This window comes from Burkholderia sp. TSV86 (genome assembly GCF_001522865.1).
Classification (GTDB): domain Bacteria; phylum Pseudomonadota; class Gammaproteobacteria; order Burkholderiales; family Burkholderiaceae; genus Burkholderia.
On sequence record NZ_LOWB01000073.1, the window covers coordinates 14,934 to 36,742 of the forward strand.

General features: G+C 65.3%; 19 protein-coding genes. 14 read left to right on the top strand and 5 right to left on the bottom strand.

The window, feature by feature from the left end; genetic code table 11:
* Nucleotides 1-117: 117 nt before the first annotated feature.
* The gene (gene cutA / locus WS68_RS11540; RefSeq protein WP_059570936.1) at nt 118-444 is read left to right on the top strand and encodes a divalent-cation tolerance protein CutA; all 327 of its coding nucleotides are present in this window, start codon (nt 118-120) and stop codon (nt 442-444) included.
* Nucleotides 437-2,317, top strand: a complete 1,881-nt coding sequence (gene dsbD, locus WS68_RS11545) for a protein-disulfide reductase DsbD (RefSeq protein WP_059570937.1) — start codon at nt 437-439, stop codon at nt 2,315-2,317. Before cutA ends, dsbD begins: the two co-directional genes overlap by 8 nt.
* 218 nt (nt 2,318-2,535) lie before the next feature.
* On the opposite strand, the gene hemB is transcribed toward dsbD, so the two are convergent.
* Together hemB and yihA are read right to left on the bottom strand one after the other, a co-directional pair.
* On the bottom strand, nt 2,536-3,534 hold the full coding sequence (hemB, locus tag WS68_RS11550; protein WP_059570938.1) for a porphobilinogen synthase: 999 nt from the start codon (nt 3,532-3,534) through the stop codon (nt 2,536-2,538).
* Nucleotides 3,535-3,800: 266 nt separating this feature from the next.
* The gene (yihA, locus tag WS68_RS11555) at nt 3,801-4,460 is read right to left on the bottom strand and encodes a ribosome biogenesis GTP-binding protein YihA/YsxC (RefSeq protein WP_059512429.1); all 660 of its coding nucleotides are present in this window, start codon (nt 4,458-4,460) and stop codon (nt 3,801-3,803) included.
* 214 nt (nt 4,461-4,674) lie between these two features.
* Here yihA and WS68_RS11560 point away from each other — a divergent pair, with 214 nt between their 5' ends.
* The 5 genes from WS68_RS11560 (at nt 4,675) to msrQ (ending at nt 10,695) form a co-directional block, all read left to right on the top strand.
* On the top strand, nt 4,675-5,322 hold the full coding sequence (locus WS68_RS11560) for a c-type cytochrome (RefSeq protein WP_059570939.1): 648 nt from the start codon (nt 4,675-4,677) through the stop codon (nt 5,320-5,322).
* 125 nt (nt 5,323-5,447) lie between these two features.
* Nucleotides 5,448-7,619, top strand: a complete 2,172-nt coding sequence (locus tag WS68_RS11565) for a cytochrome c biogenesis protein ResB (protein ID WP_059570940.1) — start codon at nt 5,448-5,450, stop codon at nt 7,617-7,619.
* A gap of 4 nt (nt 7,620-7,623) precedes the next feature.
* Nucleotides 7,624-8,820 (top strand): c-type cytochrome biogenesis protein CcsB, encoded by a 1,197-nt coding sequence (gene ccsB, locus WS68_RS11570; RefSeq protein ID WP_059570941.1) that lies wholly within the window; start codon nt 7,624-7,626, stop codon nt 8,818-8,820.
* Nucleotides 8,821-8,984: 164 nt separating this feature from the next.
* Nucleotides 8,985-9,983: a protein-methionine-sulfoxide reductase catalytic subunit MsrP gene (gene msrP / locus WS68_RS11575; protein WP_059570942.1), complete on the top strand. Its 999-nt coding sequence runs from the start codon at nt 8,985-8,987 to the stop codon at nt 9,981-9,983.
* A 10-nt stretch (nt 9,984-9,993) separates the two neighbouring features.
* Nucleotides 9,994-10,695, top strand: coding sequence for a protein-methionine-sulfoxide reductase heme-binding subunit MsrQ (gene msrQ / locus WS68_RS11580; RefSeq protein WP_059570943.1), 702 nt, complete (start codon nt 9,994-9,996; stop codon nt 10,693-10,695).
* 148 nt (nt 10,696-10,843) lie between these two features.
* Here the strand turns inward: msrQ and lysA are convergent, their stop codons facing one another.
* Together lysA and lptM are read right to left on the bottom strand one after the other, a co-directional pair.
* Nucleotides 10,844-12,112, bottom strand: a complete 1,269-nt coding sequence (lysA, locus tag WS68_RS11585) for a diaminopimelate decarboxylase (protein ID WP_059570944.1) — start codon at nt 12,110-12,112, stop codon at nt 10,844-10,846.
* Between the two features lie 10 nt (nt 12,113-12,122).
* Complete coding sequence (gene lptM / locus WS68_RS26070) at nt 12,123-12,401, bottom strand: LPS translocon maturation chaperone LptM (RefSeq protein WP_082709968.1); 279 nt, start codon at nt 12,399-12,401, stop codon at nt 12,123-12,125.
* Between the two features lie 36 nt (nt 12,402-12,437).
* Between lptM and cyaY the strand changes: the two genes are divergently transcribed.
* Nucleotides 12,438-12,764, top strand: coding sequence for an iron donor protein CyaY (gene cyaY, locus WS68_RS11590; protein WP_059512421.1), 327 nt, complete (start codon nt 12,438-12,440; stop codon nt 12,762-12,764).
* Between the two features lie 117 nt (nt 12,765-12,881).
* Here cyaY and WS68_RS11595 read toward each other — a convergent pair whose 3' ends face one another.
* On the bottom strand, nt 12,882-15,281 hold the full coding sequence (locus WS68_RS11595) for a penicillin-binding protein 1A (RefSeq protein WP_059570945.1): 2,400 nt from the start codon (nt 15,279-15,281) through the stop codon (nt 12,882-12,884).
* 247 nt (nt 15,282-15,528) lie between these two features.
* On the opposite strand from WS68_RS11595, the gene WS68_RS11600 reads away from it, so the two are divergent.
* The 6 genes from WS68_RS11600 to aroB all read left to right on the top strand — a co-directional run bounded on the left by WS68_RS11600 (nt 15,529) and on the right by aroB (nt 21,758).
* Nucleotides 15,529-16,476, top strand: coding sequence for a hypothetical protein (locus WS68_RS11600; protein ID WP_059570946.1), 948 nt, complete (start codon nt 15,529-15,531; stop codon nt 16,474-16,476).
* Entirely contained in the window at nt 16,473-17,156 is a 684-nt protein-coding gene (locus WS68_RS11605) for a hypothetical protein (RefSeq protein WP_059570947.1), read from the top strand. The genes WS68_RS11600 and WS68_RS11605 overlap by 4 nt, the downstream gene beginning before the upstream one ends.
* A 29-nt stretch (nt 17,157-17,185) precedes the next feature.
* Complete coding sequence (locus tag WS68_RS11610) at nt 17,186-18,040, top strand: hypothetical protein (protein WP_059570996.1); 855 nt, start codon at nt 17,186-17,188, stop codon at nt 18,038-18,040.
* Complete coding sequence (locus WS68_RS11615; protein ID WP_059570948.1) at nt 18,040-19,836, top strand: type IV pilus secretin PilQ; 1,797 nt, start codon at nt 18,040-18,042, stop codon at nt 19,834-19,836. Before WS68_RS11610 ends, WS68_RS11615 begins: the two co-directional genes overlap by 1 nt.
* Before the next feature lie 91 nt (nt 19,837-19,927).
* The gene (locus tag WS68_RS11620) at nt 19,928-20,494 is read left to right on the top strand and encodes a shikimate kinase (RefSeq protein WP_059570949.1); all 567 of its coding nucleotides are present in this window, start codon (nt 19,928-19,930) and stop codon (nt 20,492-20,494) included.
* A 184-nt stretch (nt 20,495-20,678) separates the two neighbouring features.
* The gene (gene aroB / locus WS68_RS11625) at nt 20,679-21,758 is read left to right on the top strand and encodes a 3-dehydroquinate synthase (protein ID WP_059570950.1); all 1,080 of its coding nucleotides are present in this window, start codon (nt 20,679-20,681) and stop codon (nt 21,756-21,758) included.
* The last annotated feature ends 51 nt before the right edge of the window (nt 21,759-21,809 follow it).

Sequence of the window (21,809 nt, forward strand, 5' to 3'; positions counted from 1 at the left end):
TTGGCCCTTTTTGTTTGGGCCGCCGGTTTTGCGCGCCGATCCGCGCGAGACGGCATTCACGCGCTTTCGCTGCGTGCGATACGATATGAAGTTTTCAACACTGTCACGGAGGCGCCAATGGTGATCGTCCTGATGTTGACGACGGTGCCCGATGCGCAAGCCGCCCGCGCGCTTGCAGACGGCGCGCTGGCGGCGCGGCTTGCTGCGTGCGTGTCCGAACTGGGCGCGATTCGTTCGAGCTACCATTGGCAAGGCAAGGTTGAGACGGCTGACGAAATCCAGTTGTTGTTCAAGACGAGCGCCGTGCGCGCGCTGGAACTCGAGCGCTTCATTCAGTCCCGTCATCCTTATGATGTTCCCGAGATCGTGTCTTGGCAGGCAACGGCGTCCGCGTCTTATGGCGAGTGGGTTGCCAACGAAACTCAGCGGTTATTTCATGTTTAATCGTTCTTCGCTTAACACTCTGCGCGCCCGTATGCATGGGTGGCTTGCCGTCGTGGCGTTGTTCGGCATGCTGTTCGGCGCGCCGCTTGCGACGCGCGCCGCCGATGATTTTCTGGATCCCGCGGCCGCATTCAAATTCAGCACCAGCGAGGCGCCGGGGCAAGTGGACGTGCATTTCAAGATTGCCGACGGCTATTACCTGTATCGCGAGCGTTTCGGGTTCGAGGTAAAAGGCGGCACGGCGACACTCGGTGAGGCGCGGATGCCGGCTGGTCACGTGAAGTTCGACCAGACATTCCAGAAGGAGGTCGAAACCTATCGCGGCGATCTGACGATTCACGTGCCGGTCAAGCAGGCGTCGGGGCCGTTCGAGCTTGCGGTGACGTCGCAAGGATGCGCGGACGAAGGCATCTGCTATCCGCCCGCCGTGCATGTCGCGCGGATCGAGGGCGTGGCGCTAGGCGGCGCGGCCGCCGGCGTGACTGCGGCGGCATCGCCTTCCGCCGGCGCAAGCGCGGATGGCGGGAGTTGGTATGAGCGCGTGACGAGCGCCGACTATACGCGCTCGCTGCTCGACGGACATGGATTCCTGACGATCGTCGCGCTTTATTTCGTCGCCGGGATGGTGTTGAGCCTGCTGCCGTGTTCGTACCCGATGATTCCGATCCTGTCAGCGATCATCGTTGGCGAAGGCGTGCGGGTGACGCGCGCGCGCGCGTTTTCACTATCGCTGACTTATGTGATCGGCATGGCGCTCGTCTATACCGCGCTCGGCGTTGCGGCGGCGCTCGTCGGGCAAAGTCTCGGCGCGTGGCTGCAGAATCCGTGGGTGCTCGGCGCATTCGCGCTGCTGCTGAGCGCATTCGCGCTGTTGCTGATCGGCGGTATCGATATCGCGTTGCCCCAGCGCTGGCAGGACGGCGCCGCGCAAGCATCCGGCCGCCGCTCGGGCGGGCGCTTCATCGCGGTTGCGACGATGGGCGCGCTGTCGGCGCTCGTCGTCGGCGCATGCATGACCGCGCCGCTGTTCGCGGTGCTCGCGTTCATCGCGCATACCGGCAACGCGTTTCTTGGCGGCGCGGCGCTCTTCTCGATGGGGCTTGGCCTTGGCGTGCCGTTGCTCGTGATCGGCGTTGGCGCGGGTACGCTACTGCCCCGCGCGGGCGCGTGGATGGACGGCGTCAAAGTGTTCTTCGGCGTCGTGCTGCTTGCCGCGGCGTTGTGGATTGTCTGGCCGGTGCTCAATGGCGCGGCGCACCTCGGTCTTGCCGCGTTGTGGCTGCTGATTGCGGCGGCCGCGCTGGGCCTGTTCACGCCGCATGCGGGCGGATCTTCGGTGTGGCGGCGTTTGGGGCGCGGGCTGGGCGCCGCGCTCGCGATTTGGGCCGCGACGCTCATCGTCGGCCTTGCGGCCGGTTCGACCGATCCGCTGCGCCCGCTCGCGGTGCTCGCGTCGCGCGGAGCGCCGATCGGCTCGGCGGCTGCCGCGACCGGGCATGAAGGGCCGGCGTTCGCGCCGGTACGTTCGGTCGCCGAACTCGACGAGGCCCTGAAAACGTCGGCGCAGCCCGTGATGCTCGATTTTTACGCGGATTGGTGCGTGAGCTGCAAGGAGATGGAGCATCTGACGTTCACCGATCCGCGCGTTCAGGCGCGGCTCGCGCAAATGCATCTCGTGCGCGCGGACGTCACGGCGAACAACGCGGATGACCAGGCGTTACTCAAGCGCTTCGAACTGTTCGGGCCGCCGGGCATCATCGTATTCGACGGCAGCGGGCAGGAGCGCGGGCGGGTGGTCGGCTATCAGTCTGCCGAGCGTTTTTTGCGCAGTCTGGAGCGCATGTCGTTGCCGCCGACATCGCCGGCGGCTTGATGTGCCAGCGCGGCGCGCGCCGGGCGTTGCGATTGCCGCCATGAGCTGTCGCGCGGCGCAAGCATGGCTGATGCTGCGTCCGTTGCAGGCGCGCGCGTTTGTCGCGCGATCGATGGTGAGCCGAATATAAAAAACGGCGACGCTCGTTGAGCCGACGCGTCGCCGTTTTCGCATTCCAGCGCGCCGCTAGGTGCGCAGTGCGCAGACGCTCGAGCCTGTTACCGCTGCGCGCGCAGCAGCCGCGCGGCGTCGAGCGCGAAATACGTGAGGATGCCGTCCGCGCCGGCTCGCTTGAACGCGAGCAGCGATTCGAGCACGACCTTGTCGTGATCGAGCCAGCCGTTCTGCGCCGCGGCTTTCAGCATCGCGTATTCGCCGCTGACTTGATAGACGTAGGTCGGGAACCGGAACTCGTCCTTCACGCGACGCACGATATCGAGATAAGGCATGCCGGGCTTCACCATCACCATGTCCGCGCCTTCTTCGATGTCGAGCCGCACTTCGCGCAGCGCTTCATCGCTATTGGCCGGATCCATCTGGTAGGTCATCTTGTTGCTTTTGCCGAGATTCGACGCAGAGCCGACCGCGTCGCGGAACGGGCCGTAGAACGCGGACGCGTACTTGGCCGAATACGCCATGATTCGCGTATGGATGTGGCCGTCGCTTTCGAGCATCTCGCGAATCGCGCCAATGCGGCCATCCATCATGTCCGACGGCGCGACGATGTCGACGCCGGCCTGTGCTTGCGCGCGCGCCTGCTCGATGAGGATCTCGAGCGTTTCGTCGTTGAGCACGTAGCCGGACTCGTCGAGCACGCCGTCCTGGCCGTGGCTCGTGTATGGATCGAGTGCGACGTCGGTCAGCACGCCAAGCTCGGGAAAGCGGCGTTTCAACTCGCGCACGGCGCGTGGAATCAAGCCTTCCGGATTGGTCGCTTCGCGGCCATCGGGCGTCTTCAACGACGGCTCGATGGCCGGAAATAGCGACAGCACGGGCACGCCAAGCTCGACGCACTGCTCGGCGACGCCCATCAGCAGATCCACTGATACGCGCTCGACACCCGGCATCGACGGCACCGGCTGGCGCGCGTTCGTGCCTTCGACGACGAACACGGGATAGATCAGATCGTTCGTGGTGACGAGGTTTTCGCGCATCAGGCGGCGCGAGAATTCGTCACGGCGCATGCGGCGCGGGCGGTGCAAAGGATGAATGCTCATGGCTGGATCAGACGGAATGGGGCGATGTGGAACCGAGGAAGCTTTCGGTTTCCTCCGGTCAATTTTTGAGACATTGGTATATGATAGCGATCGGGCAAAGTGCTTATCGCGCAATGCTCCCCGCTTCTCCTCCCTGAGCGGGTGCCTGTCGTTATTCGATTAGGCTGTTTAACCCGCCGTTGAACGGCGGGTTTTTTTATGCGCCGCACGAATTGCGCAGGCTGTCCGCCGAGGTCGGGACGTGAGCGGAATGCATCGCGTAGCGGTTATTTTGCTTCATCGGCGCGATTTGCGTCCGCGTCTGCGGGTCGCACCCAGCTTTCGATCAGTGCGTGCGCGTCGTCGAGGCCGGTGCGCTTGAGCGCCGAGAAGAGCTGCACGCTCAGCTTGCCCGCGTATCCGGCGTCGCGGTACGCGTCGAGGCTCTTTTGCGTCGCACGCAGCGCATTGATGCTTTCCTGCCGCGTCAATTTGTCGCATTTCGTCAGCAACGTGTGAATCGGCTTACCGGTCGGCGCGAACCATTCGATCATCCGTTGATCGAGTTCGGTGAGCGGCCGGCGCGAATCCATCATCAGAATCATCCCGCAAAGCTGCGAGCGGGTTTGCAGATACGTCGACAGGAGCTGTTCCCAGTGCGCCTTCGCGGCTCCCGGCACTTCCGCGTAGCCATAGCCCGGCAGATCGACGAGGTTGGCGACGGGCGCGGCCTGCGGACCGACCGAGAAATAGTTGATGTGCTGCGTGCGTCCGGGCGTCTTCGACGCGAAAGCGAGCCGCTTCTGATTGCAAAGTACATTGATCGCCGTCGATTTGCCGGCATTGGAGCGGCCCGCGAAGGCGACTTCCGGCTGCGCGGTCGGCGGCAGATCGCGCAGATGGTTGACGGTCGTGAAGAAGCGGGCTTGATGGAGCAAGAAGGCCATGAGAAGGACGGCAACGGGCGGCGCCAAGCGGCGCGGTGAAGGCGGGAGCCCCGAGGTTAGCCCGGATGGGCGTCGGGACTTTCATCGGGGTATTGTACAATACGGTGCCTTTGCCGCAGCCAGCGAAAAGCCGCATCGCGCGCTTTCTACGGTAGACTGGGCGCCGTCGTTTTCTGCAGAACATCACAATTCCCACAAGAGACAAGGTGTGCGAATGAATCGACTGAGCAAGTTTTCGGCAGTGCTTCAGTTTTCAGTAGCAGCGCTCGTTGGTTTTATGGCGGAGGCAAAAGCGGCGGATGCGGCAAAGCCGGATCTTGACCGGGGCAAGGCGATCGCGGCACAGGTATGCGCGGCGTGCCACGGTGCGGACGGCAACAGCGCAACGGGCTCATTTCCGAAGCTGGCCGGCCAGCATCCCGAGTATCTGGTCAAGCAATTGGCCGATTTCAAGACGCAGCCGGGCGCGAAGGGGCCGGCGCGCGTCAACTCCGTGATGGCCGGTTTCGCGGCCGCGCTGAACGACCAGGACGCACGCAACGTTGCCGCGTATTACGGCGCGCAGCAGCCGAAGCCGGGCGCGGCGCGCAATGCGGCGACGGTCGCGCTGGGGCAGAAGATCTATCGCGGTGGCATCGCGGAGAAGGGCGTGCCCGCGTGTGCGAGCTGTCATGGTCCGGCTGGTCAGGGCATACCGATCCAGTATCCGCGGCTGTCGGGGCAGTGGGCGGAATACACGATTGCGCAGTTGAGCGCGTTCCAACAGGGCACGCGCAGCAACGAGCCGATGCATCAAATCGCGCTGAAGCTCACGGATGGCGAGCTCAAGGCTGTGGCCGATTACATCGCCGGCTTGCACTGAGCCGGGTTCGGCTGGCACGCCGGATGAACGAGGCGGTTGCCCGCGGGGCGGCCGCAAGAACAAGAAAAGGGTGGGGCGCCGTCGAACGGCCGCCTTGCCCTTTTTTGTTGTGAGTTGGAGTTTGAATGAGCGTTACCACATCGGGGATGCAATCGGCAGCGGGACCGTCCGCCGCGAAGCGCGCGATCGAGCTGCTCAGCTCGATGCGCTTTGCGATCGCATTGCTCGTGATTCTCGCAATCGCGAGCATCATCGGCACGGTCCTCACGCAGGACGATCCGTATCCGAACTACGTCAATCAGTTCGGCCCGTTCTGGGCCGACATCTTCCGCGGGCTGAGCCTCTACACGGTCTACAGCGCGTGGTGGTTCATGCTGATCCTGATCTTCCTCGTCGCATCGATTTCTCTGTGCGTGATCCGCAATGCGCCGAAGATGCTCGCCGACGCGAAGAGCTGGAAAGACAAGGTCCGCGAGGGCAGCCTGCGCGCCTTCCACCACAAGGCGGAGTTTGCGGCGGGCGGCACGCGCGCGGCGGCGGCGGCCGCGCTCGCGGCGCTCGTCGCGAAGGCGGGCTACAAGCATGTCGTTCGCGAGACCAGCGGCGCGACGCTGATCTGCGCAAAGCGCGGCGCGCTGACGAAGTTCGGCTACATCGCCGCGCACCTTGCGATCGTCGTGATCTGCATCGGCGGGCTGCTCGACAGCAACCTGCCGATCAAATTTCAAATGTGGCTGCTCGGCAAGAGCCCCGTCAATACGAGTGCGACGATTAGCGAGATCGGCGCCGAGCATCGGCTGTCCGAGTCGAATCCGACGTTTCGCGGCTATGCGTGGGTGCCCGAGGGGCAGTACGTATCGACCGCGATCCTGAATCAGCCGACCGGCTCGCTGATTCAGGATTTGCCGTTTTCGATCCAGCTCGAGAAGTTCATCGTCGACTATTATTCGACCGGGATGCCGAAACTCTTCGCGAGCGACATCGTCGTCGTCGATCGCGAGACGGGCAAGCGGATTCCCGCGCGCGTCGAGGTGAATAAGCCGTTCGAGTACAAGGGCGTGTCGATCTACCAGTCGAGCTTCCAGGACGGCGGCTCGCTGATGGAGATGACCGCCTATCCGATGGAAGGCGCGAGCGCCTCGACGTTTCCGTTCAAGGGCACGATCGGCAATGCGACGCCGTTGCCCGGCTCCGGCGGCGATACGGTCGAATTTTCGGATTTTCGCGCGATCAACGTCGAGAACGTGTCGGACGCGAGCGGCAAGACCGATGCGCGCGGCGTCGCGACGCGCCAATCCGTCAAGGAACTCCTTGACGAACGGCTCGGTTCGGGCGCGAAGTCGTCGAAGCCGCTCGAACTGCACAACGTCGGGCCGTCTGTTCAGTACAAGGTGCGCGGCAAGGACGGCCAGGCGCGCGAATTCAATAACTACATGCTGCCGGTCGAAATCGGCGGTGATCGCGTGTTCCTCGCTGGCGTGCGGGCGAGCCCGAACGATCCTTTCCGCTATCTGCGGATTCCGGCCGACAGCCGCGATTCGGTCGGCGAATGGATGCGGCTGCGTGCAGCGCTCCAGGACCCGTCGGTGCGCACCGATGCGGCGCGCCGCTTCGCGCAGCATTCGCTCGCCAATGGCGACGCGTCGTTGCGCGGACGCCTCGAGGACAGCGCGCTACGTGTTTTGACCCTATTCGCTGGAGCGGACGGCAGCATTGGCCGCGGCGCGGACGGCAATCCGCTCGGCGGATTCCAGGCGGTCGCGACGTTCATCGACCGCTCGGTGCCGAAAGACGAGAAGGAAAAGGCTGCCGGCTTGCTGCTGCGGATGCTTGAAGGCTCGATGTGGGAGGTTTGGCAAATTGCCCGCGAGCGCGCGAACGAGCCGGCCACGCAGCAGGCGCAGCGCACGTTGCGCTTCGTGCAGAATGCGATCAACGCGTTGTCGGACAGTTTTCTGTACGGTGCGCCCGTCTATTTGCAACTCGATTCGTTCAAGCAGGTGCAGGCATCGGTGTTCCAGCTCACGCGCGCACCCGGCAAGAATCTGGTATACGTTGGCAGCCTGTTGCTCGTTGCCGGTATCTTCGCGATGTTCTACGTGCGCGAGCGGCGTCTCTGGTTCTGGATCAAGGATGCGGATGGAGGCGCGAGCGTGCTGATGGCGATGTCCACCGCGCGCAAGACTTTCGACTTCGAAAAAGAATTCGTGCAAACACGCGACGCGGCCGCCGCCGCGCTGCGCGCCAAACCGGCCGCCGCGCCCGATCGCGCCGGCGCCAACGATTCGACTCGCTGACATCATGGATCTGACTCAAGTATCGTCATCGCGCGCGCCGCGCGCTCTCGCCGAAACTCCGGCCGACACGCCGGTCTTTGACGAGCGGCCGTTCCTGCGGCGCTTGTCGGCTATCGACTGGCTGTTCGCGTTGGCGCTCGTCGTCGGCGCGGGCTTCGCGCTCACGCATTACCGCGCGCAGATGAACTATTACGACAAGGCCGTGCTGATCGGCACCGTGCCCGCGCTCATCGCGCTCGGCTGGCGCTGGAAACCCGCGCGGCTCTTGATGGCGGCGATCGCGGCGCTGTCGCTGCTGTCGTTGCAGATCTACCAGGGCGACTTATCGCGCGCCGATTCGGCGTTCCTGCTCAAATATTTCCTGTCCAGCCAGTCCGCGATTCTATGGATGAGCGCGCTGTTCGTGCTCGCGACCGTGTTCTACTGGATCGGCATGCTGTCACGCTCGGGCTCGGGCGGCGCGATTGGCCAGAAACTCACATGGGCAGCCGTGCTGATGGGCTTTACCGGCCTGATGGTGCGCTGGTACGAGTCGTATCTGATCGGCGCCGATATCGGCCATATCCCGGTATCGAACTTGTATGAAGTGTTCGTGCTGTTCAGCTTGATCACCGCGCTGCTTTATCTGTACTACGAAGGGCACTACGGCACGCGCGCGATGGGCGCGTTCGTGCTGCTCGTGATCAGCGCGGCGGTCGGCTTCCTGATGTGGTACTCGATCGCGCGTGACGCGCAGCAGATCCAGCCGCTCGTGCCTGCGTTGCAAAGCTGGTGGATGAAGATCCACGTGCCCGCGAATTTCATCGGCTATGGCAGCTTTGCGTTGTCCGCGATGGTCGCCGTTGCGTATCTGCTCAAGGAGCGCGGCGTGCTGGCCGATCGGCTGCCCGCGCTCGACGTGCTCGACGACGTGATGTACAAATCGATCGCGGTCGGCTTCGCGTTCTTCACGATCGCCACGATTCTCGGCGCGCTGTGGGCGGCCGAGGCATGGGGCGGTTACTGGAGCTGGGATCCGAAGGAAACCTGGGCGCTGATCGTCTGGCTGAACTATGCGGCGTGGCTGCACATGCGCCTGATGAAAGGGCTGCGCGGCGCGGTTGCCGCGTGGTGGGCGCTGACGGGCCTGCTCGTGACGACGTTCGCGTTCCTCGGCGTCAATATGTTCCTGTCCGGCTTGCATAGTTACGGCAAGCTGTAAGATCCGCGCCGCTCGCACGACTAACAACCGCCGACGCATTCACTGCTCGGCGGTTTTTTCTTGCACCCGTGGTTTGGCGCGATGACGGCGAACAGGCGGTGCGAAATCGGGTCCAACGTTTTGGCGAGCGAAGAGCGCGTCGCCGGACAGAACGGAGCATCAACATGATGATCAGAAACACGCTGCGTGCGGCGCTCGCCGGCGACGACATTCCACGCAGCGAAATCACGCCGCAAGCGGTTTTCGCGAATCGGCGCCGGATCTTACGAGCGGCGGGCGCCGTTGTGGCGGGCGGACTTGCCGGTGGCGCGCCCGGGCTGACGTTCGCCGAATACGCGTCGCCCGACGCGAAGGCGCGCAAGCTTGCCGCGCAGACCAATCCGAAGTTCGTCGTGCCTGACAAGGTCACGCCGTTCAAGGACATCACGACCTACAACAATTTCTACGAATTCGGCACCGATAAGAGCGATCCGGCGCGCAACGTCGGCACACTCCGGCCACATCCGTGGCGCGTGTCGGTCGAAGGCGAGATCAAGCGGCCGAAGGTGTACGACATTGACGAGTTGCTGAAGCTCGCGCCGCTCGAGGAGCGTGTGTACCGGCATCGATGCGTCGAGGGCTGGTCGATGGTGATGCCGTGGATCGGCTTTCCGCTTGCCGAACTCATCAAGCGCGTTGAGCCGACCGGCAACGCGAAATTCGTGCAGTTCATCACGCTCGCCGATCCGTCGCAAATGCCCGGACTGTCCGCGCCGATCCTCGACTGGCCGTATTCGGAAGGGCTGCGCATGGACGAGGCGATGAACCCGCTGACGTTGCTGACGATGGGCGTCTACGGCCAGGTGCTGCCGAACCAGAACGGTGCGCCGGTGCGGCTGATCGTGCCGTGGAAGTACGGCTTCAAGAGCGCGAAGTCGATCGTGAAGATCCGTTTCGTCGAGCGTCAGCCGCCGACGAGCTGGAATACATACGCATCGAACGAATACGGCTTCTATTCGAACGTCAATCCGAATGTCGATCATCCGCGCTGGAGCCAGGCGACCGAGCGGCGCATCGGCGACGACGGCTTTTTCACGCCGAAGCGCAAGACGCTGATGTACAACGGTTATGGCGAATGGGTCGCGTCGATGTATCGCGGCATGGATCTGAAGCGTTATTTCTGAGTCTTGGCGAATGGAGAATCCCATGCAACCGACGGCATTCGCGAAGACGAACGCAAGCGCGGATTCCAGCGGCAACGCGGCGCGCCGCGGCGCAGGCCGCACGAACGGCGCGCCGGAATGGCTCGCGCCCGTGAAGGTCGCGGTATTTGCCGCTTCGTTGTATCCGCTCGCGCGGATCGTGATTTTCGGCGCGACAGGCCAGCTCGGCGCGAATCCGATCGAATTCATCACGCGCTCGACAGGGCTCTGGACACTCGTGTTTCTGTGCATCACGCTCGCCGTCACGCCGCTGCGGCGGCTAACGGGCATCAACGCGCTGCTGCGGCTGCGGCGCATGCTCGGGCTTTACGCGTTTTTTTACGCGGCGCTGCATTTCACGACATACATCTGGTTCGACAAATGGTTCGACCTGATGGAGATTGCGAAGGATATCGTGAAGCGCCCGTTCATCACCGTCGGGTTCGCCGCGTTCGTGTTGTTGATCCCGCTTGCCGCGACGTCGCCGCGCGCGGCCGCGCGGCGGCTCGGCAGGCACTGGCAGACGCTGCACCGCGCGATTTATCTGGTCGCATCGTTCGGCATCCTGCATTTCTGGTGGATGAAGGCGGGCAAGCACGATCTCGCGCTGCCGAAGCTGTATGGCGCGATCGTCGTCGCGCTGCTGGGCTGGCGTGTGGCGCTCTGGGCGCGGGAGCGCTGGCGGCGCGCATAGGCCCAGCCGCGCCGCGCGCGTTGCGGGCGCTGGCCGGATTGCCCGATGGTCAAACAAAAAGGCGATGTCCGGTGAACGGACATCGTCTTTGGCCTGCGAACGATGAATTTCGGATGCGCGCGCAAGCAGCCTTCGCGCACTTCGCCGCTCAACGCTCCGGCAGGATCGTCTCGTGCTCGAACAGGCTCTCGATCGTTTCGCGGGGTCGCACGAGATGCGCGTTGGCGCCGTCGACGATCACCTCGGCCGCGCGTGGCCGCGCGTTGTAGTTGGAGCTCATCGTGAATCCGTAGGCGCCCGTCGAGCGGATCGCGAGCAGATCGCCCGGCTCAAGCGCCAGCGTGCGCTCGCGGCCGAGCCAATCACCGCTTTCGCAGACGGGGCCCACGACGTCGTAGACCTCGGGTGCGACGTTGGCGCGCGGCTTCACCGGATCGATCGCATGATACGCGTCGTACATCGTCGGGCGCGCGAGATCGTTCATCGCGGCATCGACGATCGAAAAGTTCTTTTCCTCGCCCTGCTTTAGAAATTCGACCCGCGTGAGCAGCACACCCGCGTTGCCCGTCAACGAGCGGCCCGGCTCGAACCACACTTCGCGATGACCGTGCCCGCGCGCGTCGATGCGATCGAGCACCGCGCGCACATAGCTGCCGATATCGGGTGGCGTTTCCGCGTCGTACACGATGCCGAGCCCGCCGCCGACATCGACATGGCGAATCGTCATGCCGTCCACCTCGATTTGCTCGACGAGATCGAGCAGTTTGTCGAGCGCGTCGAGATACGGGCTCAACTCGGTGATCTGCGAGCCGATGTGGCAATCGATGCCGATCACGTCGAGGTTCGGCAGCGCGGCCGCCGCGCGGTATGCGGCGCGCGCGTCGTCGAACGCGATGCCGAACTTGTTCGCCTTCAGGCCGGTCGAGATGTAGGGATGTGTTTTCGGATCGACGTCCGGATTCACGCGCAGCGACACGGGCGCACGCTTGCCGAGCGACGCCGCGACGGCGTTCAACCGGTCGAGTTCGGGAATCGATTCGACGTTGAAGCACTTCACGCCCGCATCGAGTGCAACGCGCATCTCGTCCGCGCTCTTGCCGACGCCGGAGAACACGGTGTTCCGCGCCTGGCCGCCCGCCGCGAGCACGCGGGCGAGTTCGCCGCCCGACACGATGTCGAAGCCCGCGCCCAGGCGCGCAAACAAGTTGAGCACGCCGAGATTGCCGTTCGATTTCACTGCGAAGTGAATCGTCGCGCGGCGGCCCGCGCAGGCTTGAGCATAAGCTTCATATGCGGCAGTGAGCGCGGCGCGCGAATAGACGAACAGCGGGGTGCCGAAGCGCTCGGCGAGCGCGTCGGCAGGCACGCGCTCCACATGGAGCGTGCCGTCGACATAATCGAATGCGGGTTGATTCATGCGAGTTCGGTTATTGAGCGGAAGACGCACCGGACGCGGACATGGCTTTCGACGCCCGCTGCACCGACAGTTCGGGCGACAGCGAGAGCGGCGAGTCGGCTGCGCTGCCATCGCTGGACGAAGCCGCATCGGCGGTATCTGCGGGGGGCTGCGCGCGCTCGATCGGCTTGGGTGGTAGCGGCGGCACGACCGGTAAGTACAACGGGCCACGCTGACCGCAGCCTGCTAGCATCAAAGCCGCTACAATCGCGCTGATCGGCAAAGCGCGCATTTGCCAAGCAATTCGCATGACCGTCCCTAAACAATTGAATCAACAGAGTTTAGCATGCCCGACACTGAATACCTGACCCGCGCCGAGGCCGTGCTGGCGGCCGTTGAGCGTTCGGTCGACGAAGTCAACGAAGGCGACGCCGACATCGACCTCGAGCGCAACGGCAGCGTGCTGACGCTGACATTCGAAAACGGTTCGAAGATCATCATCAACCTGCAGCCGCCTATGCAGGAGGTGTGGATCGCCGCGAAGGCGGGCGGCTTCCACTACCGGTTCGTCGACGGCCGGTGGCGCGATACCCGCACCGGGCAGGAGTTCTTCGATGCATTGACCGGTTATGCAACCCAGCAGGCTGGCACGCCGGTGACGTTTCACATGTGATGCGCGCAGGGCCGGTGCGCCGGTCTCGCGTTTTCCAAACGACAAAGCGGCCCTAGGGCCGCTTTGTCGTTTGCTGCCGCCGGGCCTCGATGGCGCGGCGTGTTAGCGGCCGCGGCGTCAGTTGCCGCCGCGGAACAAGTTCATGATGTCCTGCTTTTCTTGTTCGTTGACGTGCGACGGGACTGTGTCTTCCGAATCGTCGGACGATGCCGCGGCCGACAGGTTTACGCCGACGGCCGACACGAACCCGTGGCCCGGCGTGAACTGATCGAAATACAGTTCGCTGCCCAGCGTTTTGACGCCATCGGGCATCGGCATTTTGTATTGCGGCACGTTCTTGAGCGCGGGGCCCATGTAGTCGATCCAGACAGGCAGCGCGAGTCCGCCGCCGGTTTCCTTGTCGCCGAGGCTGCGCGGATTGTCGTAGCCGATCCATGCGACCGCCGCGAGGGTGTGCTGATAGCCGCAAAACCAGGCGTCGCGCGAATCGTTCGTCGTACCGGTCTTGCCGCCGAGATCGGTGCGTTTCAACACGTTCGTGCGTGCGCCGGTGCCGCGCTGCGCGACGCTTTGCAGCAGGCTGTTCATCACGTAGGCGTTGCGCTGATCGATCGCGAGCGGCGCGTTCTGCTCGGCGACGAGCGGCTGCGCACGTGCGACGGCATTGCCGTTCGGATCGGTGATTTCGGCGATCAGGAACGGATTGATCCGGTAGCCGCCGTTGGCGAACACGGAATAGGCCCCCGCCATCTGCAGCGGCGTGACGAGGCCCGCGCCGAGCGCCATCGGCAAATAGGCCGGGTGGCGGTCCGCGTCGAAGCCGAAACGGGTGATGTATTGCTGCGCGTATTTCGGGCCGATATGGTGGAGGATCCGGATCGACACCAGATTGCGCGAGCGCTGCAGCGCGGTGCGCATCGTCATCGGGCCGTCGAAGCCGCCGCCGTAGTTCTTCGGCTCCCATGGCTGGCCGCCCGTTTCGGCGGCACTGAAGTAAAGCGGACCGTCGTTGATGATCGTCGCCGGCCCAAGGCCCTTGTCGAGCGACGCCGAATAAATAAACGGCTTGAACGCCGAACCGGGCTGCCGCCACGCCTGCGTCACGTGGTTGAACTTGTTTTTGTTGAAATCGAAGCCGCCGATCAGCGCGCGGATCGCGCCGTTCTGCGGGACGATCGAAACGAACGCGCCTTCCACTTGCGGCAGTTGCGCGATTGCCCATGAGCCGTCGTCGTTTTTGATGACGCGCACGATCGCGCCGGGACGAATCCGCTTGTTCTGCGGCGTGTTCGACGACAGCGAACTGGCGGCGAAGCGCAGGTTGTCGCCGTCGAGCGTCGCGTCGCTGCCGTTCGCGAGCACGACGCGAATCTGGCGCGGGCTCGCGTCGGTGACGACGGCCGCGAGCAGCTCGCCGTTGTCCGGATGGCTGGCGAGGGCGTCGTCGATCGCTTGTTCGCGGTCGTCGGCGTTCGCGGGCAGCTCGGTGAAGCCCTCCGGCCCACGATAGCCGCGACGCCGGTCGTATGCGAGGATGCCGTTGCGCAGCGCGTGATAGGCGAGCGTCTGATCGGCGGAATCGATCGTCGTCGTCACGCTCAGCCCGCGCGTATACGCTTCGTCCTTGTATTGCGCGTACATCATTTGCCGCACCATTTCTGCGACGTATTCCGCGTGCACGCTGTAGACGCGGCTCGGGCTCTTGATGACGAGCGGTTCGGCGATCGCCTCGTCATACTGCGCCTGCGTGATGAAATTGAGTTCGAGCATCCGCTGAAGGATGTACTGCTGACGCACTTTCGCGCGCTTGGGGTTGGCAACCGGGTTGTACGCCGACGGCGCCTTCGGCAGCCCCGCGAGCATGGCGGCCTGCGCGAGCGTGATGTCCTTCAGATCCGTGTCGAAATAAGCGTGCGCGGCGGCGGCGAAACCATATGCGCGCTGGCCCAGATAGATCTGATTCATATAGACCTCGAGAATCTGATCCTTCGTGAGCGCGTGCTCGATCTTGTACGCGAGCAGCATCTCGTAGATCTTGCGCGTGTACGTTTTTTCGCTCGACAGGAAGAAGTTGCGCGCGACCTGCATCGTGATCGTGCTCGCGCCTTGCGACGCATGGCCGTTGGTCAGCGCCACGACGCTCGCGCGGATGATGCCGGTCAGATCGACGCCGCCGTGCTCGTAAAAGCGCGCATCCTCGATCGCCAGCACGGCTTTTTTCAGCGAATCGGGCACGTCTTGCAGATGGACGATGTCACGCCGCTCCTCGCCGAACTCGCCTATCAGCACGTGATCGGCCGTATAGATGCGCAGCGGCACCTTCGGGCGGTAGTCGGTCAGCGCATCGAGCGACGGGATGTTGGGCGAGACGACGACGAGCGCGTAGAGGAGCACGAGCCCGGCGCAAACGGCGAGCGCCACGCCCAGGCCGGCGACGCCGACGAGCAGCTTCAGCCACAACGGGCGTCGGCGGGACTCGGGCGACGAAGGCTGAGGCGTAGGATTCGTGGATTGCATAGGCACACCAAAAATACGGTCCCGCGATTATAGCCGCCCGGTTTGGGCGCCCTCCGGACGCTGGCTGACCGGAATCCGGCGCACGGCCGGGGCGCGGCGCTGACGATTCACTGTAGCGCGCTTGACGGGCGGCCGCGCATCCGGGAGGCGCTCGTTAGCCATTCGGCCGACTCCCGGCCGCACCGGCGGCTTTGCAAAATGGCTCCATATCGTGCTCCGGCCGGAGCGCGTCCATGGAGGGCAAGCGATGCAGGGACGTTCGTGGTGGGCGGTCGGTCGCCGGATGGCGGCGGGAATCGACGTGAACCGGCGCGCGGTGCGCGTCGCGGTGCTGAGCCGGCGGGGGCGCGGCGGCGCGCTGCGGATCGAGGCGCTTGACGCGCGGCCGTTGCCCGCCGGCGCGTTCGACACGCCCGACGATGGCGGCTGGCAGGCGGTGTCGGCGGCGCTGTCGGCGGTGCTGGGCGGTGCCGTGTTGATGCGGCCGGCCGGTTGGCGGCGAAGGCCCATCCCGGGCGTGATGGCGTTACCGGAAGGCGCGTTTTCGGTCGCGACGCTTTCGTGGCCGCGCGGCGCGGCGCGGGCGGGCGTCGAGCCCGCCGTGCGTGCGGCGGCCGAGCGGCTCACGGGGCTGGCGCGCGACGCGCTTGCGGTCGACTGGGACATCGGCGATACAGCGGCGCCGGGCGAAGTCGCGTTCGCGGCAGCGGCGCACGCGCATCTCGACGTGCGCATCGACGCGGCTGCATCGGCCGGCGTCGAACTTGTTGCAATCGACGGCGAGCCGCCTGCCGCGCTGCGGGCCGTTCGTCATGCCGCCGCACGCGAAATCGATGGCGGCGAGCCGTATCTTGCCGTCTGGATCGGCGATGGCGGCATGCATGGCTGGCTCATTTGCGGTGACGCCATTGCCGCGCAGGCCCGCTATCCGGCCCCCGAGCATGCGCATCCCGCCGATGCGTTGCGCGCGCTTGCGCAGGCGGGCGCGCCGCATTGCGCATTCGTCGCCGGCGATCTCGAATCGTTCGGCGGTGCGCGGGTTTCGCTAGCGGACGTCGGTGATTTGCTTGGCTGCATTGCTTTGCCGTTCGAATGCGCGGCCTGCGCGCCGCTCGGCTCGGTCGACGATGTGTTCGCCCGGTCGCCGGGCTTTGCGGTGGCGTTTGGGCTGGCGCTGCGTGGGGTATTCGAATGACGCCGCGGGTTGCGAGCGGCTTCGCGCCTGCGCTCGAGCCACGGAAACAGCGCGCCCGGCTTGGCGGCTTCAACCTGCTGCCATATCGGGCTCGCGCTGCCCGGCGGCTCCGGCGGCGCGTGTTCGGCGAGATGGCCGCCGCCGTGTGCATTGGGATGGCGGGCGTGGCGCTATGGTGTGCCGGTCGCGCGGTCGAGCGGGAGCATTTCGAAGCGCAGCGTGTGTTGATGGAGCGCCGGTTGGCCGCATGGGCGCCTCAATTGAAGGAGGCGCAGCGTCTCGCGGGTTTGCGCGATGCCGAGCGCGATCGCATCGCTCGCGCGGCCGAGCGCGCTGCCTCCCGGACGCGGACGGTGAATCTGTTCGAGGCGTTGCAGCGGTTGCATTACGACAGCGTACGCCTGACATCGATTCGCAGCGACGGATATGACGCGCGGCTCGAGGCGAACGCGCTCGATCACGCGGCCGCCATGCGATGGCTGCACGAACTTGAGCGCGCGCAACGCGGCTGGACAATCGAAGTGGCGGACTTGCAGGCGGCGCGTGACGCTCAGAGGGGCGGGCTGCACGCCGGCCGCTCGCTGGCGTTTTCGGTGCGGATCCACTGGCCGCTCCCGCCGGGCGGACGCATCGGCGCCGCCGCCGCGAGCGTTCGTCACGACGGGCGGGAGGGCGCATGAGCCTCGCAACCGAACGCTCGGCAGTCTGGATGTTGTGGCGGAGAACGGCGCAGGCCAGCCGGTTGCGCGGCGTTTCCAGCGCCGGATGGCGTATCGCGGCGGGCGCTGCGCTCGCATGCGGCGTATTTGCGTGCGGCGTGCATGTCGGGCGCGACGCGGACTGGGGCGGCGTTGCGCGCAGCAAGAGCGCGCTTGATGCGGCGGCGTCACATGTTGCGCGCGCTCGGCGGCTTCTCGCGGCCGCTTCCGGGCAATCTGCAGCAGCGTCACCGGCGGCGGCCAATGCTGACGCGCCGGATCGACGCGAAACAGCAGTGGATTTCGCGCTACGGCTTGCCGCCCATGCGCAAACGAGCGGCTTACGCGTGCGTCAGCTTGACCGGCTGGGCGGCGAATCCGTCGGCAGCCGGCGTGACGGAGGCGCGTACACACTTGCGCTGAGCGCGGAGGGGGATTTCTCTGCGTTTCTGCATTTTTTTGCCGGGCTTGCGTTGCTGTCGCCGCTCGTTGTGCCGGTTACATCCAGCGCGAAGCGCGATGGCGAGACAACCGTGCTCGAAACGCGGCTGGACGTGTGGCCCGGGCTGCCGGGCCGGGTGGGGCGGCTGTGGGCGAATGCGCCGGATGCGCCAAGGGTCGATCCGTTTGCCGTGATGCCTATGTTCGCAGCCGGCGAGGCCGAGGGCGGCGCGCGGCTCGTCGGTGTGCTGAGCGATCGGCGCAGTGGCCTTGCGTTGTTCGAGCGCGGCAGCGCAGCGTGGTCGGTCGCGGCCGGGCAAGCGGTTGGCGGCGATCGTCTCGCCAGGATCGACGCAGGCGGCGTGACGCTTGTGACGCACGATGGCGGGCAGCGGGCGATGCGCATTGGCGGAGGGGCGAAGTGATGTGCGTGCATGTTCGCTTATGGTTGAGCGGTGCGATCACGATCACGGTTGCGATCGCGACGGCAGGCTCGGCCGCCGCGTCGCCTTTGCCTCCGATTCCGCCGTTGCCCGCCGACTTTTCAACGGGCACGCATTTGACTGCCCCGGTTGGCGTGCCAGGGTACGCGCCGCTGCCGGGGAAATTCGCGTGGCAGACCGCAAGCGCGGTGCGAGGAGCTTCGTTTCAGAGCATGCGCGACGATAGCGGCACGGCGCATGGCGGGGGCGATGGCGGAGGCATTGGCGGCGTGGGCGAGGCAGGCGTCAACGGGGAAAGTGCCGGCGAGCAGTACGGCGGTGCGGCGGGAGCGTCGGGCAGCGGCGCGCAGGCAGCCGACGCATCGGCTGAGTACTTAGCGAGCGAAAGTTCACCAGCGAGCGGCGCTTCATCCAGCGTGGCGCAACCAAGCCCCGTCCAGGCCGCGGGCGCAATGCTCGAAGGGCCGCCGATACCGCTCGCACCGGTGTTGCACATGACCGAAACGCCGCTCGACCGGCCGGTGCCGGGCGAGGCCGCCGCAACCGCACTCACACCCGCACCCGGCGATGACCGCCCGATCTCGCTCAACCTGCAGCAAGCGAGTCTCGCGGCCGTTTTCGATGCATTCGCGCGCTTTACCGGTCTGAATATCATCGTCAGCGAACGGGTGCGGGGCACTGTATCGCTGCGTCTTGCGAACGTGCGCTGGCGCAGCGCATTCGATGCGCTGCTGGATGCGCACGGCCTCGCGATGGCCCGGCGCGGGCAGGTGATCTGGGTCGCGCCCATTGCGGAACTTGCCGAACGGGAGCGCTTGCGTTTTGACGCGCACGCGCGCGCCGCCGAACTGGAGCCGCTCGAAAGCCGCAGTTTCGTGCTGCGCTACGCGCGCGCGGCCGACCTGCAGCGCCTGCTCACGGGCTCGGGCGGACAGCGCGTGTTGTCCAGGCGTGGCTCGCTGCTGGCCGATCCGCGAACGAATCTGCTGTTCATCACCGATTTGCCGGTGCGTGTCGCGCAACTCGCCGAGCTGGTCGGCAAGCTAGACGCGCCGTCGAGGCAGGTGCTGATCGAAGCGCGGATCGTCGAAGGCGACCGGGGGTTTTCGCGCAATCTGGGAGCGCGTCTCGCATTGCGGGCGACCGACGCCAGCGATCGGGCGACAGGTATCGTCGGCAACCGCGACGGCGGCACGTTGACCGACTTGACGGCGCGGCCCGTCGGCGGTTTCGCCGCGGCGAGCGCCGGCCTTACGCTCTTTGCCGCACGGGCGAGCCGCCTGCTCGACGTCGAGTTGAGCGCGCTTGAATCCGAGGGGCGGGGCCAGATCGTATCGAGCCCGCGTGTCGTGACGGCCGATCGGACCCGGGCCGTCGTCGAGCAGGGCGCCGAACTCCCCTATCAGGCGAAGGTCGGGCAAGGCGTATCCGGCGTCCAGTTCCGGCGCGCGACGCTCAAGCTTGAGGTTGAGCCGCAGATCACGCCGGACGGGCGGGTGATCCTGGATCTCGACATCGCGAAGGACAGCGTCGGGGAGGACACCGCGTCAGGCCCGGCGATCAATACGAAGCATGTGCAGACGCGAGTCGAGGTCGAAAACGGCGGAACCGTGTCGATCGGCGGGATTTACGCGAGCGATGACCGTGACGATGTGACTCGCGTGCCGCTCTTGGGCAAAATACCGGTGTTGGGGGCGCTGTTCCGGCATCGGGCGTTGCGCGCGCAGCGCAGCGAACTCGTCGTCTACATTACGCCGACCGTCGTGATCGGGCCCTGATGCGCCCGCGCGTCGCGCGCAGCCAGGCTCGACAACGCAGGCGCTTTGCCAGTAAGCTGCGCCAGACTATTCATTGAAGCAGAGGAAGCCGTTGCAAGCGCGGGACTCAAACGTCAACGTATTTTTCGTCGGGCTCATGGGGGCGGGCAAAACCACCGTGGGCCGGGCGGTCGCGCGCCGGCTCGACAGGCCCTTCTTCGATTCGGACCACGAAATCGAGGCGCGCACCGGCGCACGCATTCCGGTTATCTTCGAACTCGAGGGCGAGGCTGGTTTTCGCGATCGCGAGGCGCAAATGATCGCCGAGCTTACGCAGCGCGAGAATGTCGTGATCGCGACGGGCGGCGGCGCGATCCTGCGTGCCGAAAACCGCGCGCTGCTGCATTCGCGTGGTCTCGTGGTCTATTTGCGCGCAAATCCGCACGATCTGTGGCTGCGCACGCGCAAAGACAAAAACCGCCCGCTACTGCAAACGGACGATCCGAAGGCTAAGCTCGAGGCGCTTTTCCAAGCGCGCGATCCGCTTTATCGCGAATGCGCGCATTTCGTTATCGAAACCGGCAGGCCGTCCGTCAACGGGCTCGTCAATATGGTGCTGATGCAGCTCGAAATGGCGGGTGTCGTCGCGAAGCCGATGCTCGGGTCTGTCGACAGATGAAGCGTGTGTGTGAATGCCTGGCGTTGCGTGCTGTGCAGCGAATGCCGCTCGAGGCGTCCTCGAAGCGGACTTTCTTTAGCGGAGCGGTTTTCCCAGCGTCGCCCAACGGAAATTCCCTGGAGGGAGCGTCGCGCTGCCCGCGTCGCGCTCATCCATGCACGTTTCATTTGTCAGCAGACTTCATATGATTACCGTCAATGTCGACCTGGGCGAGCGCGCCTATCCGATTCATATCGGCACCGGCCTCATCGGCCGCACCGAGCTTTATGCACCGTACCTCGCGGGTTCGTCCGTCACGATCGTCACGAACACGACCGTCGATCCGCTTTATGGCGATACGTTACGCGCGGCGCTCGCGCCGCTCGGCAAGCGCGTGTCGAGTGTCGTATTGCCGGATGGCGAAGCGTACAAAAACTGGGAAACGCTGAATTTGATCTTCGACGGTTTGCTCAGTGAGCGGGCGGACCGCAAGACGACGCTGATCGCCTTGGGCGGCGGCGTGATCGGCGACATGACGGGCTTTGCCGCCGCGTGCTATATGCGCGGCGTGCCTTTCATCCAGGTGCCGACAACGCTGCTGGCGCAGGTCGATTCATCGGTCGGCGGCAAGACGGGCATCAATCATCCGCTCGGCAAGAACATGATCGGCGCGTTTTATCAGCCGCAAGCGGTCATCTCCGACATCGGCGCGCTCGGCAGCCTGCCCGAGCGCGAGCTTGCGGCGGGCATCGCCGAGGTCATCAAGACGGGCGCGATCGCCGACGCGGAGTTTTTCGACTGGATCGAGGCGAACATCGCCGCGCTGAATCGGCGCGATCCGCAAGCGCTCGCACACGCGGTCAAACGCTCGTGCGAGATCAAGGCGAGCGTGGTCGCGGCCGACGAGCGCGAGGGCGGCCTGCGCGCGATCCTCAATTTCGGCCATACGTTCGGGCATGCGATCGAGGCGGGCCTCGGCTATGGCGAGTGGCTGCACGGCGAGGCGGTTGGCTGCGGGATGGTGATGGCGGCCGATCTGTCGGTGCGCGCAGGCCATCTCGACGACGCGTCGCGGGTGCGGCTTGCGAGGCTCGTCGAGGCCGCACATTTGCCGACTCGGGCCCCCCATCTGGGCGACGAACGCTACGTCGAGCTGATGCGCGTCGACAAGAAGGCGCAAGCCGGCGCGATCAAGTTCGTTTTGCTTACGCGCCTGGGCGAAGCGATCGTCACTGCTGCGCCGGACGATGCCGTTGCCGCGACGCTCGCGGCCAGCACCCGGTAACGCGGCGCGGGCCGAGCCGGCGCCATTGACGTGGAGGACACGATACGGTGA